This is a genomic window from Amycolatopsis sp. cg9, from assembly GCF_041346945.1.
Taxonomy (GTDB): Bacteria; Actinomycetota; Actinomycetes; order Mycobacteriales; family Pseudonocardiaceae; genus Amycolatopsis.
In genome coordinates this window covers 4,912,523-4,925,020 of record NZ_CP166850.1, presented here as the reverse complement: position 1 = coordinate 4,925,020, position 12,498 = coordinate 4,912,523, and the positions used below count along the sequence as shown (strand labels likewise).

Here is a 12,498-nt window from a genome sequence, read left to right as displayed (position 1 = left end):
GACCGGCGAGCCTCCCTCAGCGCGGCGAACCGGTGCCCCCGGTGACGGTCCGCGGCGAATCCGCGAGACCGGCTGACCGCTCGGGTCGGCGTCCTCCGGGGTGCCACCGGCCGGGCTGTCCGCCCGCTCACTTGCGGGCGGCGGGTTCGGGCACCGCACCCGCTTTCCCCCGGCCGTTCCCGCCCGGCACCTCAGACCGCCGGCCGCGCTGGGGAGCCAGTGCGGCCGCCAGGACCGCGAGCATGCCCACCGCCTCCGGCCAGCTCGGGCGGTGACCGTAGAACGCGATGTCCACCAGCACCGCGACCACCGGGTACAGGTAGGACAGCAGCGCCACCGTCGTGGTCGGCAGCTTGCCGATGCTCGCGTACATCAGCACGTACATCAGTGCCGTGTGGACGGTCCCGAGCAGGACCAGCCACAGCAGCCCCGAAGTCGTCGTGGGCAGCGGCGCGACGAGCAGCAGGGGCGCCAGCACGAGCGCGCCCACCGTCGTCTGCACGGCCGCCAGGAGGTGCGGGCGGATGTGCTTCAGCTGCTTCGCGACGAAGGACGCTCCCGCGTAGAGCACGGCCGCGCCGAGGGCGAGGCCGATCCCGGCCAGCTGCACGGGTTTGCCGTCCTCGCCGTGGGCGGAGAGCGAGATCAACGCCACTCCGCCGAACGCGATGGCGGCCCGGGCCAGGTGGCTCTTCGCGACCTTCTCGCCGAGGAACGCGGCCGCCAGGCCGACCAGGATCAGCGGCTGCGTGTGGTAGACGACGGTGCTGACCGAGATCGACGACAGCGCGTAGGAAGCGAACAGCAGCACCCAGTTGCCGACCAGGAACAGCCCGCCCAGCACGGCCAGGCCGAGGTCCCGGCGGGACGGCCGCCAGGCCTGCAGCCAGCCGCGGGAGAGGCACCACAGCACCAGCAGCGCGCCGCCGACGAAGCAGCGTGCGAACGCGACGGCGGGGGCGGCCGCGCCGCTCTCGAGGACGACGGCACCGATCGTGCCGGACATGGCCATCGCCGCGGACCACTGAAGGAGCGGGCGGGTTTCCGAGTTCGTCATGCCGTCCAGGTTCGTCCCGTCGGCGACGCTCAACCAGTGTCAGAGATGACAACGGCCGCAAAACTTGTGACAGACTGGCCGCCATGGACGTCAACCGGGTCGCGGTGGTGCTCGCCGACCGCGTTTCGCCGTTCGAGCTGGGCGTCGCGTGCGAGGTGTTCGGCACCGACCGCAGCGCCGACGGCATCGAGGGCTGGGACTTCGGCGTCTGCTCGCCGGGTGGCGACGCGGTCGCCAGCTGGTCCGGGTTCGGGCTGTCCGGCCTGCGCGACCTCGGCTACGCGGCGACGGCGGACCTGCTCATCGTCCCGACCTGCGCACCCCGGACGGCACCGCCGCCCGAGCCGGTCCTGGACGTCCTGCGGGACGCCGCCGGGCGCGGGGCGTGGGTCGCGGGGTTCTGCGCGGGCGTGTTCACGCTCGGCTACGCGGGCCTGCTGGACGGCCGCCGCTGCACGGTCCACTGGGTGTACGAGGCGGAGTTCCGCACGCGCTTCCCGGCGGCCGACGTCGACCCGCAGGCGCTGTACGCCGACGACGGCGGCGTCCTGACCAGCGCGGGCACGGTCGCGGCCGTCGACCTGTGCCTGCACCTCGTCCGCCGGCTGCGCGGCGTCGCGGCGGCCACGACGCTGGCGCGCCGGATGGTCGCGGCCCCGCACCGCGCGGGCGGGCAGGCCCAGTTCGTCCAGGCCCCGGTCCCGGCCACGGCGGCGGCCGACGACGCCGTGGTCGCGGAGGCCCTGGAGTGGGTCGAGCGGCGCCTGGACCAGCCGTTCACGGTGGCGGAGCTGGCCCGTCGCAGCGGGCTCGGCGAACGGACGTTCCTGCGCCGCTTTTCGGCCGCCACGGGCACGACGCCGCACCGGTGGCTGACCGAGCGGCGCCTCGACCGCGCCCAGGCCCTGCTGGAAGAAGGCGGGCTGTCGGTGGAGGACATCGCGACCGCCTGCGGCTACGCGTCGGCGGCCGCGCTGCGGCACCAGTTCACCCGGCTCCGCGGGACGAGCCCGTCGTCGTACCGGACGGCTTTCCGGGGCTGAAACGAAACCGGCCGCCACGCGAGGTGCGTGACGGCCGGCTTCGGGAGAACTCAGTCGTGCGAGGGACCGGTGTGGTACTCGAACACCAGCCCGCCGATGGTGATGAGCAGTGCGACGAGCGCGATCACCAGCAGCCAGATGTGGAAGAACGCCAGCGCCAGCGCCGCGAGGGCCGCCGTCGCCGCCATGCCGACCGGCCAGTAGCTGCCCGGGCTGAAGAAGCCCAGCTCGCCGGCGCCGTCGCTGATCTCGGCGTCTTCGCGGTCTTCCGGCCGCGGCTCGATGCGCCGGGCGACGAACTGCATGTAGCTGCCCGCGAGGAACGCCAGGCCGCCGGTCAGGAACAGCGAGACGATGCCGACCGGCTCCGGGCCGTGGGTCGCGGCCGCCGCGGTCCACACCCAGTACACGACCGCCATGAACACGGCGAAGATCGCCACGATGAAGAAGATCCGGGCTTCGGCCTTCATGGGACTTCCCTACTCCTGTTCTGGCCGCGTCAGTTGGACGCGGTGCGGGCCGTGCGGTCGGTGTTGAACGGCTGGGTCGTGACCGCGTGCGGGGTGCACAGCTCGCCGCAGTTCATCTTCGCCAGCGCCTCGGCCGCGGTGAAGTTCTGACCGGTCGCCGGGTTCGTCTGCTTGCGCAGCCCGATGTACTGGTCGTACTTGTCGGCCGACAGCGCCCGGACCTCGAAGTTCATCACCGAGTGGTACGTGCCGCACAGCTCCGCGCACCGGCCGACGAAGGAGCCTTCGCGGTCGATCTTGTTCTGGAAGGAGCTGTCCTGGTTGTTCTTCTCCGGGTTCGGCATGACGTCCCGCTTGAAGTGGAACTCCGGGACCCAGAAGGAGTGGATGACGTCGGTGGAGACGAGGTCGTACTGGATGGTCTTGCCGACCGGGAGCACCAGGAGCGGGATCTCGCCGGAGGAGCCGACCGTGCTGACCTGCTGGCCGTCGGCCTTCTTCGCCGACTCGTCCTCGTACTTGAACTCCCAGTTCCACTGGAAGGCCACGACCTGGACCTTGACGTCCGGGTTCGGGATCTTGTCCAGGACCTTCGACTCCGTCGTCGCGGTGAAGAAGAACAGGACGCAGACCATGATCGTCGGGACGACGACCGTGAACAGCTCGAGCGGGATGTTGTACTGGAACTGCCGGGGCAGCTCCTCCGGCTCGCCGTCGACCGTCTTCTTCTTGCGGTGGAACGTCGCGGTCCAGAAGATCAGGGCCCACACGATGACACCGACGACCAGCGCCGCGACCACGGTCCAGGTCCAGAGGTTCCGCATCTGGTTCGCCTGCTCGGTGACGCCGACCGGCCAGCCGAACCGCAGGATCTCGTCGCCGGAGCAACCCGTCGCGGTCAGCGCGACCAGCACCGCCAACGCGGCGACGCGCACGGTCCGCTTACCCAGGGTGCGCTCGGGTTGTCCCACTGCGCCTCGCCCTTTCACCCAGAGCCTCCTACGACAGATCTTCGTGACAGGCGGAGCCTAGCCGAGTTGGCCGACTCCGCTGACCAAGGGGTAACCCCCGACGCGCGTGGTACTCGCCACGACCGGCCCGGCATACTGGGCGCTTCCCAGCCCCGCGAATACCCCTGAAGGTGTGTGAGTACCCGTGTGCGGCCTGCTTGGACTGATCTGCGCGACCGAGACCGGCGCGGCGAACGCGCGTGACGCCGTCGGCGCGGCCATGCGCTGCCAGCGCCACCGCGGCCCCGACGAGCAGGACACGTGGGCCGACGCCGAGGTCGTCTACGGCTTCAACCGGCTCGCGTTCATCGACGTCGAGCACGCGCACCAGCCGCTGGTGTGGGGCCCGCCGGAGGCGCCCGGCCGGTACACGATGAACTTCAACGGCGAGATCTACAACTACCGTGAGCTGCGCGAAGAGCTCGCCGCGCAGTACGGCGCGAAGTTCGAGACCGAGGGCGACGGCGAGGCCATCGTCGCCGGCTTCCACTACCTGGGCGCCGACTGGGTCAAGCGCCTGCGCGGCATGTTCGCCTTCATGATCTGGGACTCCCAGGAGAAGCGCGTCTTCGGCGCCCGCGACCCGTTCGGCATCAAGCCGCTGTTCTACTCGGCCGGCCCCGGCGGGGTGGCGTTCTCCAGCGAGAAGAAGAGCCTGCTGGAGCTGTCGGACGTCCTCGGCGTCGCCCAGGAGCTGGACCGGAAGGCCCTGCAGCACTACCTGGTCCTGCAGTACGTGCCCGAACCCGAGTCGCTGCACACCGCGATCCGCCGCGTCGAGTCCGGCACGTCGTTCGAGGTGGTCCCGGGCGGTGAGGTGAAGTTCACCCGCTACTTCCACCCGCAGTTCAGCGCCAAGCCGGTGCACACGCAGGCCGAAGCCGAGGAGCTGCACCAGCGCATCGCCGATGTGATGCGCGACTCGGTCGGCAAGCACATGATCTCCGACCCGGACGTCACGGTCGGCGCGTTCCTGTCGGGCGGCATCGACTCCACGGCCACCGCCACGCTGGCCAAGGAGCACAACCCGAACCTGATCGCGTTCACCACCGGGTTCGAGCGCGAGGGCTACTCCGAGGTCGACGTCGCCGCCGAGTCGGCCGCCGCGATCGGCGTCAAGCACGTGGTCCGGACGGTGTCGGCGGACGAGATGATGGAGGTGCTGCCGCTCATCGTCTGGTACCTCGACGACCCGGTGGCCGACCCCGCGCTGGTCCCGCTCTGGTTCATCGCCCGCGAGGCCCGCAAGCACGTCAAGGCGGTGCTCTCCGGCGAGGGCGCGGACGAGCTGTTCGGCGGCTACACGATCTACAACGAGCCGATCTCGCTGGCGCCGTTCGAGAAGATCCCGGGCGGCATGCGGAAGCTCATCGGCAAGGTGTCGACGAAGATCCCCGAGGGCACCCGCGGCAAGGACCTGCTGCGCCGCGGCGCGCTGCCGCTGGAGGACCGCTACTACGGCAACGCCCGCAACTTCCGCGACGACCAGCTGCGCAACGTCCTTCGCACGTATCAGGAGGGCGTCGGCTTCAAGGACGTCACCGCGCCCTGGTACGACGTCTCGCGCGGCTGGGACCCGGTGGCCCGCATGCAGCACGTCGACCTCTACACCTGGCTGCGCGGCGACATCCTGGTCAAGGCCGACAAGGTCACCATGGCGAACTCGCTGGAACTGCGGGTGCCGTTCCTCGACGCCGAGGTGTTCAAGGTCGCGGCGTCGATCCCGCTGGACCAGAAGCTGGCCCACGGCACGACGAAGTACGCGCTGCGCCAGGCCCTGGCCAAGATCATCCCGGCGCACGTGCTCAACCGCCGCAAGCTCGGCTTCCCGGTTCCGATCCGGCTGTGGCTGCGCAACGAGATGTACGACTGGGCCAAGGGGATCATCAGCGACTCCCGGACCGAGGAGCTGCTGGACAAGAAGGCGATCCTGGCGCTGCTGGAGGAGCACAAGGCGGGCCAGCTGGACCGCAGCCGCCAGCTGTGGGCGCTGATCGTGTTCATGCTGTGGCACGGCATCTTCGTCGAGCACCGCATCAAGCCCGAGGTCCCCGAGCCGGTGTACCCGGTCAAGCTCTGAGGTTTCCGACGGAGAAGGCCCCGCACCGGTTCGGTGCGGGGCCTTCCTCGTTCCGGGGCTCAGGCCGCCGGCAGGACCGCCGCGATCTCGTCGGCGGCGTCCGGGCCGAAGGCGTCGCCGATGCGGGCCAGCGCGTCCGTGCGGTCGAACGTCCACTCCTGTGTGCCGACCGTCTCCAGCACCAGCACCGCGATCAGCGAGCCGAGCTGGGCCGCGCGCTCCACGTTCAGACCGCCGTCGAGGCCGGCCAGGAAGCCGGCGCGGAAGCCGTCGCCGACACCCGTCGGGTCGGCCTTCGCCCGCTCGGGGACCGCGCCGATCTGCAGGGCCGTGCCGTCCTTGCCGACGATCTCGACGCCCTTCTCCCCCAGCGTCGTGATCCGCAGGCCGACCTGCGCGAGGACGTCGGCCTCGGTCCAGCCGGTCTTCTGGAGCAGCAGCTCCCACTCGTAGTCGTTGCTGAACAGGTACTTCGCGCCGGCGACGAAGGCGCGGGCCTGCTCGCCGCTCATCCGGGCCAGCTGCTGCGACGGGTCGACGGCGAAGGCGTACCCGCGCTGGCGGCACTCCTCGGCGTGGCGGACCATGCCTTCCGGGTCGTCCGGGCTGATCAGCACCAGGCTGAGCGCGCCGGCGCGCTCGGCGATCGGCTGCAGCTCGATGTTGCGGGACTCGGCCATCGCGCCCGCGTAGAACGTCGCGATCTGGCAGAGGTCCTCGTCGGTGGTGCAGACGAACCGCGCGGTGTGCGCGACCTCCGACACGTGCACGCCGGAGGTGTCGACACCGTGGCGCTCCAGCCAGGAGCGGTAGTCGGCGAAGTCGGCGCCGACGGCACCCACGAGGACCGGCTGGACGCCGAGCACCCCGAGCCCGAAAGCGATGTTGGCGCCGATGCCGCCGCGCCGGACCACGAGGTCGTCGGCGAGGAAGCTCAGGGAAACCCGGTGCAGCTGCTCCGCGACCAGCTGCTCCGCGAACCTGCCCGGGAAGTGCATGAGGTGGTCGGTCGCGATACTGCCGGACACCGCGATCCTGGCCCTGTCTGCCACCGGCTGCTCCTTTGTGTTCGACCTCACGGCAAAAGGCGCGAAGTTACCCCCGGGTCATGACCCATCCGGGTAGTTCGCGCGCGCCCAACCGACACTACCGGCTGGTACTCCTTCTCCAGTCGAATCGCGATCAATAGCGTTACGAATCGTGAACGCCGTCACCGAACCCGAGACCCTGTCCGAGCTGATCGCCGACTGCGCGCTCATCCCGGAGAACCTGCAGGCCGAGAGCCTGCCGCAGCCCCGCGTCGCGGCCAAGCCGTGGCAGGTCGACGAGGCGTGCCACGCCCAGGTTGCCGATCTCGACGCCTACGTCTGACGTAGTCCGCAAAGACGGAGAAGGCCCCGCCTCCCTCTCGGGGGACGGGGCCTTTCTCGTCTGCCGGCGTCGCCGCGGCTCAGTGGAACGAGTCGCCGCAGGCGCAGGAGCCGGTGGCGTTCGGGTTGTCGATCGTGAAGCCCTGCTTCTCGATCGTGTCCACGAAGTCGATGACGGCTTCCGAGACGTACGGCGCGCTCATCCGGTCCACGGCGACCTTGAGGCCGTCGAAGTCGCGGAACAGGTCGCCGTCGAGCGTGCGCTCGTCGAAGAACAGCTGGTAGCGCAGGCCCGCGCAGCCACCGGGCTGGACGGCGATGCGCAGGTGCATGTCGTCGCGGCCCTCCTGCTCGAGCAGGGCCTTCGCCTTGGAAGCCGCGGCGTCGGTCAGCGTGACGCCGTGGGTCTCTTCGGCGGTCTCGGCCTGCGTCGCGCCGGCGTGCTCAGCGGTCGTCATGGCACTCCCTCTAAGTTCGAACTCACTGCGGATACTCCTCGTGCTGACGTCTTCAACACCCGGGGCGTCCGTTCTGTTCCCCCACCATGGTCGCACATCGATCGACCTGGTGAACGGCGGCGTGACGCCTGCAATACCCTGGTGAGGTGAGGTTCCTGCGCCGAAGCACCACAGACACCGCCGCCGAAGAGCCGGAGACGACGGAAGCCGTCGACGTCGCGGGCAAGGCGTTCACGCCCGGTAAGGGCAAGGCTACGCCGAAGCGCCGAGACGCGGAGGCGAAGAAGCGCGGCCCGGTGGCGCCGCCGCCCACCACCATGCGCGAGGCGATGAAGCGCAACAAGGAACTGCGCAAGTCGAACCCGCAGACGAAGGAAGACCGCCGCGCGGCCGCCAAGCTGCGCCGCGACCGCATGATGGCGGGTGACGACAAGTACCTCCTCCCCCGCGATCGCGGCCCGGTGAAGGCGTACGTCCGCGACCTGGTCGACACCCGGCGCAACCTGCTGGGCCTGTTCATGCCGCTGGCGATCGTGGTGTTCCTCGCGCTGCTGGTGCCGCTGCCCCAGGTCCAGTCGTACATCACGCTGCTGTGCACGGCGATGCTGCTGGTGATGGCGATCGAGGGCTTCGTCAACGGGCGGAAGATCGCGAAGCTGGTGCGGGAGAGGTTCCCGAAGGAGACGGTGAACGGCCGCTCGATCGGCTGGTACGCGTTCGTCCGGGCGTCCCAGATCCGCCGGCTGCGGGTGCCGAAGCCGCGGCTGAAGCCCGGGGACCCGATCCCCAACTGAGCTGGATGCGAGAAGCCCGCGACCAAGCGTCGCGAATGACTCATTCGGGACATCGGTGGTCCCGAATGAGTCATTCGCGACCTCCGGAGCCGGCCGGGGGGAGGCTGGAGTCACTCCAGGGTCGTTAGCAAAGCAAACGATTTCCGCCTAAGCTCGCACCATGGAGTTTCGTCGTCTCGGCCGCAGCGGCCTCAACGTCAGTGAGATCTCGTACGGGAACTGGCTCACCCACGGTTCCCAGGTCGAGGAGGACCAGGCCCACGCCTGCATCAAGGCCGCACTCGACGCCGGCATCACCACCTTCGACACCGCCGACGTCTACGCCAACACCGCCGCCGAATCGGTACTGGGCCGCGGCCTGAAGGGCCAGCGGCGGGAGAGCTTGGAGATCTTCACCAAGGTCTTCTGGCCCACCGGCCCCAAGGGCCCCAACGACAAGGGCCTGTCCCGCAAGCACATCCTCGAATCGGCGAACGCGTCCCTGGCCCGGCTCGGCACCGACTACGTCGACCTCTACCAGGCGCACCGGTTCGACCGGACCGTCCCGCTCGAAGAGACCATGCTCGCCTTCGCCGACCTCGTCCGTCAGGGCAAGGTGCTCTACGTCGGCGTCTCCGAGTGGACCGCCGAGCAGATCAGCCGCGGCGCCGCCCTCGCCCGCGAGCTGAAGATCCCCTTCGTCTCCAACCAGCCGCAGTACAACATGCTCTGGCGCGTCATCGAAGACCAGGTCATCCCCGCTTCCGAGCGCGAGGGCCTGAGCCAGATCGTCTGGTCGCCGATCGCGCAGGGCGTCCTGACCGGCAAGTACAAGCCCGGCCAGGACTACCCTGCCGGCTCGCGCGCGACCGACGAAAAGGGCGGCGCCAACATGGTCGCCCGCTTCCTCGACGAGAACGTCCTCAAGCGCGTCGCCGAGCTGGAGCCGCTCGCGAAGCAGGCCGGTCTGACGCTCGCGCAGCTGGCCGTCGCGTGGGTGCTGCAGAACCCGAACGTCGCCTCGGCGATCATCGGGGCCTCGCGGCCGGAGCAGGTGCACGAGAACGTCAAGGCCGCCGGCCAGAAGCTCGACGCCGACCTGCTGGCCGCCATCGACGACGTCCTCGGTGACGTCGTCGAGCGCGACGCGAACCTGACGAAGAGCCCCTAGTCCTGGTTGATCCGGCCCTGGAACGGCACCCCGAGGTCGAACGCGTCCTCGGGGGCCATCCGGGGCTCCAGGCCGAACCCGCGCAGGAGGCGGCTGGCCCCCGCCAGCCGGTCGCCGCCGCGGCCGGGCACGCGCGAGGGCGCCAGCCCCCGCTCGGTCAGCAGCGTCTCGACGTCGTCGATCAGCTGGTAGGGGTCGAACTCACCCACGGACCCAGGTCTTCCCCGTGATCCGCTCGTAGACCTCGGTGTAGCGCTGCCGCGTCTGCTCGACGATGTCCGCCGGGATCTCCGGCCCGGGCGGGGTCTGGTCCCAGCCCGTGCCGCGGGACCAGTCGCGGACGAACTGCTTGTCGAACGCGTGCTGCGGCCGGCCCGGCTCCCAGTCGTCGGCGGGCCAGAAGCGCGACGAGTCCGACGTCAGCACCTCGTCGCCGAGGGTCAGCGTGCCGTCGGCGTCGAACCCGAACTCAAGCTTCGTGTCCGCGATGATGACGCCCTGCTTCGCGGCGTGCTCCGCGCCCTTCGTGTAGATCTCCAGCGTCAGCTCGCGAAGCCGCTTCGCGGTGTCCTCGCCGATGTCGTTCAGGACCTCGTCGAAGGTCATGAACTCGTCGTGCCCGGTGTCGGACTCCTTGGTCGTCGGCGTGAAGATCGGCTCCGGCAGCTTGTCGCCCTCGCGCAGGCCCGGCGGCAGCGCGACGCCGGAGATCTTGCCGTCACGCTGGTACTCCCGCAGGCCCAGGCCGGCGAGGTAGCCGCGGGCGATGCACTCGACCTTGACCATCTTCAGCGGCTTGCACCGCATCGCGCGCCCGGCGAACTCCGCCGGCACGTCGGTGGTGGACACGACGTGGTTCGGCACGACCGCGGCCATCTTGTCGAACCACCACGCGGACAGCTGGTTGAGCAGCGCGCCCTTGTCCGGGATCAGCGTCGGCAGCGCCACGTCGTAGACCGAGACCCGGTCGGACGCGACCAGCAGGATGTCCCCGCCGTCGAGCTCGTACAGGTCGCGGACCTTGCCCGCGTGGATCTTCTTCATTCGCCGTCCTCAGTCGTGTACTCGTAGAAAACCCAGTGGTCGGGCAAGGCGGCGGACTCACCGTACTCGACGACCGTCCCGTCGGCCGCCAGGAAGGTGCTCCGGCCGAGCAGCACCGGCGCCCCTTCGGGCAGCCCGAGCTCGCGTGCCTCCTCGCCGCTCGCGCGGCCCGCCGCGTGCCGTTCCTGCGTCGTCACGATCTTCGTGCCCAGCCGGGCGGCCGCGTGGGCCGAGGTGCCCTCGACGATCCGCTCCGCGACCAGCAGGGCCGGCGCCTTGGCCGACAGCGCGCCGTCGAACCACGACGTCGACGTCGACAGCGGCCGCGAGTCCGGCCCGTACGTGGTGCGCTGCCGCCGGACCGCCGGGGCACCCTCCTCGAGGCCCAGCACGGCGGCGGCGCGCTCGGACGCCGGTTCGAGCCCGGCCGAGCGGATCACCGCGTAGTGGCCGGGCGGGTAGATCCGCCCGGTGCGCGACGAGGCGGCCGAGCGGTCGCGGGCCGTGCGGTGCAGGCCGCCGCGGTCGACGACCGTGCCGACGCCGCGCACGGGCCGCACCAGGCCCTGGGAACGCAGGGTGGCCAGCACCTTGGTGGCCGTCGCCATGGCGACGGCCCACGTGCGCGCGATCTCGCGGGCGGACGGCACGGTGTCGCCCTCCTGCAGCCGGCCGGACAGGATGTCGTCACGGATCCGGCCCGCGATCTGCAGGTACGGCGGCTCTGGACGGTCGAGGGTGGGCACGGCAGCTCCTCACGGGGACTAACGCACAAGTGTTCTAGCACGCCAGGGTGTCGGAGACAAAGCCCTGATCAGAACCACCCAGGTGTACTAGTACACGAGCTGGACTGCGCTCTAGTACGCAAGTTACCCTCGAAAGTGTGTCCCCGCCCACACCTCACACCGGATCCAGCGGCCAGGGCCTCGAGGAACTCCTCGAGGAGCTCCGGCGCCGCAAATGGGTGCTGCACCTGTTCGGCGGCCGCGAGGCCCCGGAGGTCTACGCGGCGGTGCACCGGTGGCCGACCTGCGCGGACGTCATCATCCTCCGCGACGAGCACCGGGCCAGCGCCTACCGCGTCCCGACCTTCCCGGGCACGGACGTGTTCAGCCCGCGGGTCGTCACCTGGCAGTACCACGCCACCCCGGTGTGGACGCTGCGCGCGGTGCTCACCCTCGCGGAACCCGGCACCCCGGGCGCGCCGTTGCAGGCGCTGCGCCCGCAGCCGGACTGCGGCGTCCCGGCGGAACTGCGGCAGGACGTCACCATCCGGCCGACGAGCACCACGGAAGGGGAAGACGGCGGCCCGCCCGCCTGCGCTTAGCGGGCGAGCAACCGCTCCGCGACCACCAGGTCGTGGGGATACGTGATCTTGAGGTTCTCGGGAGCACCCGGGACCCACCGGATCGGCAGGGAGGAGAACCGCTCCATGCACGAGGAAGTGTCCGTACCCGAGAAGCCTTCGCGCTCGGCCTGTTCGTAGGCCTCGAGCAGCGGTCCGGCCCGGAAGCCTTGAGGCGTCTGGACGCGGATCGCGCCGGGCACCTGGGCGACCAGGTGCCCGGCATCCACCCCGACGATGTCGTCCGCGGCAAGGCCCGGCACAGCCCCCCCGTCCTCGCGTGTCCGGGTCAGCACCGCATCGACCAGCTGTGGGTGGACCAGCGGCCGGGCCGCGTCGTGCAGCAGCACGGCGTCGACCCGGCCGCCTGCGATTCTCGGGGCGAGGTGGCGCAGCGCGTTGAGCTCGGACGCCTGGCGCGTGTCCCCGCCGTGCACGATTTCGACGTCGCCGTCGAAATCCGCGAGGACCTCGTCCGCCAGTTCCCGGTCCTGCGGCCGGATGACCAGCACCAGCACGCCGATGCCGGGCACGCGCGCGAACGCGTCCAGCGACCAGGCCACCACCCGGCGCCCGCCGAGCGGCAGGTAGACCTTGTTCAGCTTCGCGCCGACGCGGGTACCCGCGCCGCTGGCCAGCACCACCGCGGCCGCCGTCGTCTCCACGAGCCGCGAGAC

The 12,498-nt window shown here is 70.5% G+C and carries 15 protein-coding genes; 6 read left to right on the top strand and 9 right to left on the bottom strand.

Annotation, left to right across the window (positions count from 1 at the left end):
- Nucleotides 1-127: 127 nt before the first annotated feature.
- Nucleotides 128-1,057, bottom strand: coding sequence for a DMT family transporter (locus tag AB5J73_RS23580; RefSeq protein ID WP_370972303.1), 930 nt, complete (start codon nucleotides 1,055-1,057; stop codon nucleotides 128-130).
- Nucleotides 1,058-1,140: 83 nt separating this feature from the next.
- Here AB5J73_RS23580 and AB5J73_RS23575 point away from each other — a divergent pair, with 83 nt between their 5' ends.
- On the top strand, nucleotides 1,141-2,100 hold the full coding sequence (locus tag AB5J73_RS23575; protein ID WP_370972301.1) for a GlxA family transcriptional regulator: 960 nt from the start codon (nucleotides 1,141-1,143) through the stop codon (nucleotides 2,098-2,100).
- Nucleotides 2,101-2,150: 50 nt separating this feature from the next.
- On the opposite strand, the gene AB5J73_RS23570 is transcribed toward AB5J73_RS23575, so the two are convergent.
- Both AB5J73_RS23570 and coxB read right to left on the bottom strand, forming a co-directional pair.
- The gene (locus tag AB5J73_RS23570; RefSeq protein ID WP_370972300.1) at nucleotides 2,151-2,570 is read right to left on the bottom strand and encodes a cytochrome c oxidase subunit 4; all 420 of its coding nucleotides are present in this window, start codon (nucleotides 2,568-2,570) and stop codon (nucleotides 2,151-2,153) included.
- A 29-nt stretch (nucleotides 2,571-2,599) separates the two neighbouring features.
- Nucleotides 2,600-3,541, bottom strand: coding sequence for a cytochrome c oxidase subunit II (coxB, locus tag AB5J73_RS23565; RefSeq protein WP_370972299.1), 942 nt, complete (start codon nucleotides 3,539-3,541; stop codon nucleotides 2,600-2,602).
- 184 nt (nucleotides 3,542-3,725) lie between these two features.
- On the opposite strand from coxB, the gene asnB reads away from it, so the two are divergent.
- Nucleotides 3,726-5,660, top strand: a complete 1,935-nt coding sequence (gene asnB / locus AB5J73_RS23560) for an asparagine synthase (glutamine-hydrolyzing) (RefSeq protein WP_370972297.1) — start codon at nucleotides 3,726-3,728, stop codon at nucleotides 5,658-5,660.
- A gap of 59 nt (nucleotides 5,661-5,719) precedes the next feature.
- On the opposite strand, the gene AB5J73_RS23555 is transcribed toward asnB, so the two are convergent.
- Entirely contained in the window at nucleotides 5,720-6,712 is a 993-nt protein-coding gene (locus AB5J73_RS23555; RefSeq protein WP_370972295.1) for a carbohydrate kinase family protein, read from the bottom strand.
- A gap of 148 nt (nucleotides 6,713-6,860) precedes the next feature.
- On the opposite strand from AB5J73_RS23555, the gene AB5J73_RS23550 reads away from it, so the two are divergent.
- A complete protein-coding gene (locus AB5J73_RS23550; RefSeq protein ID WP_370972293.1) occupies nucleotides 6,861-7,031 on the top strand; it encodes a hypothetical protein in 171 nt (56 codons plus the stop codon).
- 79 nt (nucleotides 7,032-7,110) lie between these two features.
- Here the strand turns inward: AB5J73_RS23550 and AB5J73_RS23545 are convergent, their stop codons facing one another.
- A complete protein-coding gene (locus AB5J73_RS23545) occupies nucleotides 7,111-7,488 on the bottom strand; it encodes an iron-sulfur cluster assembly accessory protein (protein WP_004562664.1) in 378 nt (125 codons plus the stop codon).
- A 146-nt stretch (nucleotides 7,489-7,634) separates the two neighbouring features.
- Between AB5J73_RS23545 and AB5J73_RS23540 the strand changes: the two genes are divergently transcribed.
- Complete coding sequence (locus AB5J73_RS23540) at nucleotides 7,635-8,282, top strand: DUF3043 domain-containing protein (RefSeq protein WP_370972291.1); 648 nt, start codon at nucleotides 7,635-7,637, stop codon at nucleotides 8,280-8,282.
- A 160-nt stretch (nucleotides 8,283-8,442) separates the two neighbouring features.
- Complete coding sequence (locus AB5J73_RS23535) at nucleotides 8,443-9,432, top strand: aldo/keto reductase family protein (RefSeq protein WP_370972289.1); 990 nt, start codon at nucleotides 8,443-8,445, stop codon at nucleotides 9,430-9,432.
- On the opposite strand, the gene AB5J73_RS23530 is transcribed toward AB5J73_RS23535, so the two are convergent.
- Genes AB5J73_RS23530 through AB5J73_RS23520 form a run of 3 tightly spaced genes read right to left on the bottom strand, consistent with a single transcriptional unit; the run spans nucleotide 9,429 to nucleotide 11,222 of the window.
- The gene (locus AB5J73_RS23530) at nucleotides 9,429-9,641 is read right to left on the bottom strand and encodes a hypothetical protein (RefSeq protein ID WP_370972287.1); all 213 of its coding nucleotides are present in this window, start codon (nucleotides 9,639-9,641) and stop codon (nucleotides 9,429-9,431) included. The two genes, AB5J73_RS23535 and AB5J73_RS23530, sit on opposite strands and share 4 nt — an antisense overlap.
- The gene (locus tag AB5J73_RS23525; protein WP_370972285.1) at nucleotides 9,634-10,476 is read right to left on the bottom strand and encodes a phosphoribosylaminoimidazolesuccinocarboxamide synthase; all 843 of its coding nucleotides are present in this window, start codon (nucleotides 10,474-10,476) and stop codon (nucleotides 9,634-9,636) included. Before AB5J73_RS23525 ends, AB5J73_RS23530 begins: the two co-directional genes overlap by 8 nt.
- A complete protein-coding gene (locus AB5J73_RS23520; RefSeq protein WP_370972283.1) occupies nucleotides 10,473-11,222 on the bottom strand; it encodes a GntR family transcriptional regulator in 750 nt (249 codons plus the stop codon). The genes AB5J73_RS23525 and AB5J73_RS23520 overlap by 4 nt, the downstream gene beginning before the upstream one ends.
- Nucleotides 11,223-11,359: 137 nt before the next feature.
- Between AB5J73_RS23520 and AB5J73_RS23515 the strand changes: the two genes are divergently transcribed.
- Complete coding sequence (locus AB5J73_RS23515; protein WP_370972281.1) at nucleotides 11,360-11,803, top strand: hypothetical protein; 444 nt, start codon at nucleotides 11,360-11,362, stop codon at nucleotides 11,801-11,803.
- On the opposite strand, the gene AB5J73_RS23510 is transcribed toward AB5J73_RS23515, so the two are convergent.
- Entirely contained in the window at nucleotides 11,800-12,486 is a 687-nt protein-coding gene (locus AB5J73_RS23510) for a 2-C-methyl-D-erythritol 4-phosphate cytidylyltransferase (RefSeq protein WP_370972279.1), read from the bottom strand. The genes AB5J73_RS23515 and AB5J73_RS23510 overlap by 4 nt on opposite strands.
- Nucleotides 12,487-12,498: the final 12 nt, after the last annotated feature.

What these genes read in the sequence shown, in the direction of transcription:
- AB5J73_RS23535 (WP_370972289.1), top strand. Translation starts at nt 8,443, where the DNA reads ATGGAGTTTCGTCGTCTCGGCCGCAGCGGCCTCAACGTCAGTGAGATC.
- AB5J73_RS23545 (WP_004562664.1), bottom strand. Translation starts at nt 7,488, where the DNA reads ATGACGACCGCTGAGCACGCCGGCGCGACGCAGGCCGAGACCGCCGAA.
- AB5J73_RS23525 (WP_370972285.1), bottom strand. Translation starts at nt 10,476, where the DNA reads ATGAAGAAGATCCACGCGGGCAAGGTCCGCGACCTGTACGAGCTCGAC.
- AB5J73_RS23575 (WP_370972301.1), top strand. Translation starts at nt 1,141, where the DNA reads ATGGACGTCAACCGGGTCGCGGTGGTGCTCGCCGACCGCGTTTCGCCG.
- AB5J73_RS23580 (WP_370972303.1), bottom strand. Translation starts at nt 1,057, where the DNA reads ATGACGAACTCGGAAACCCGCCCGCTCCTTCAGTGGTCCGCGGCGATG.
- AB5J73_RS23570 (WP_370972300.1), bottom strand. Translation starts at nt 2,570, where the DNA reads ATGAAGGCCGAAGCCCGGATCTTCTTCATCGTGGCGATCTTCGCCGTG.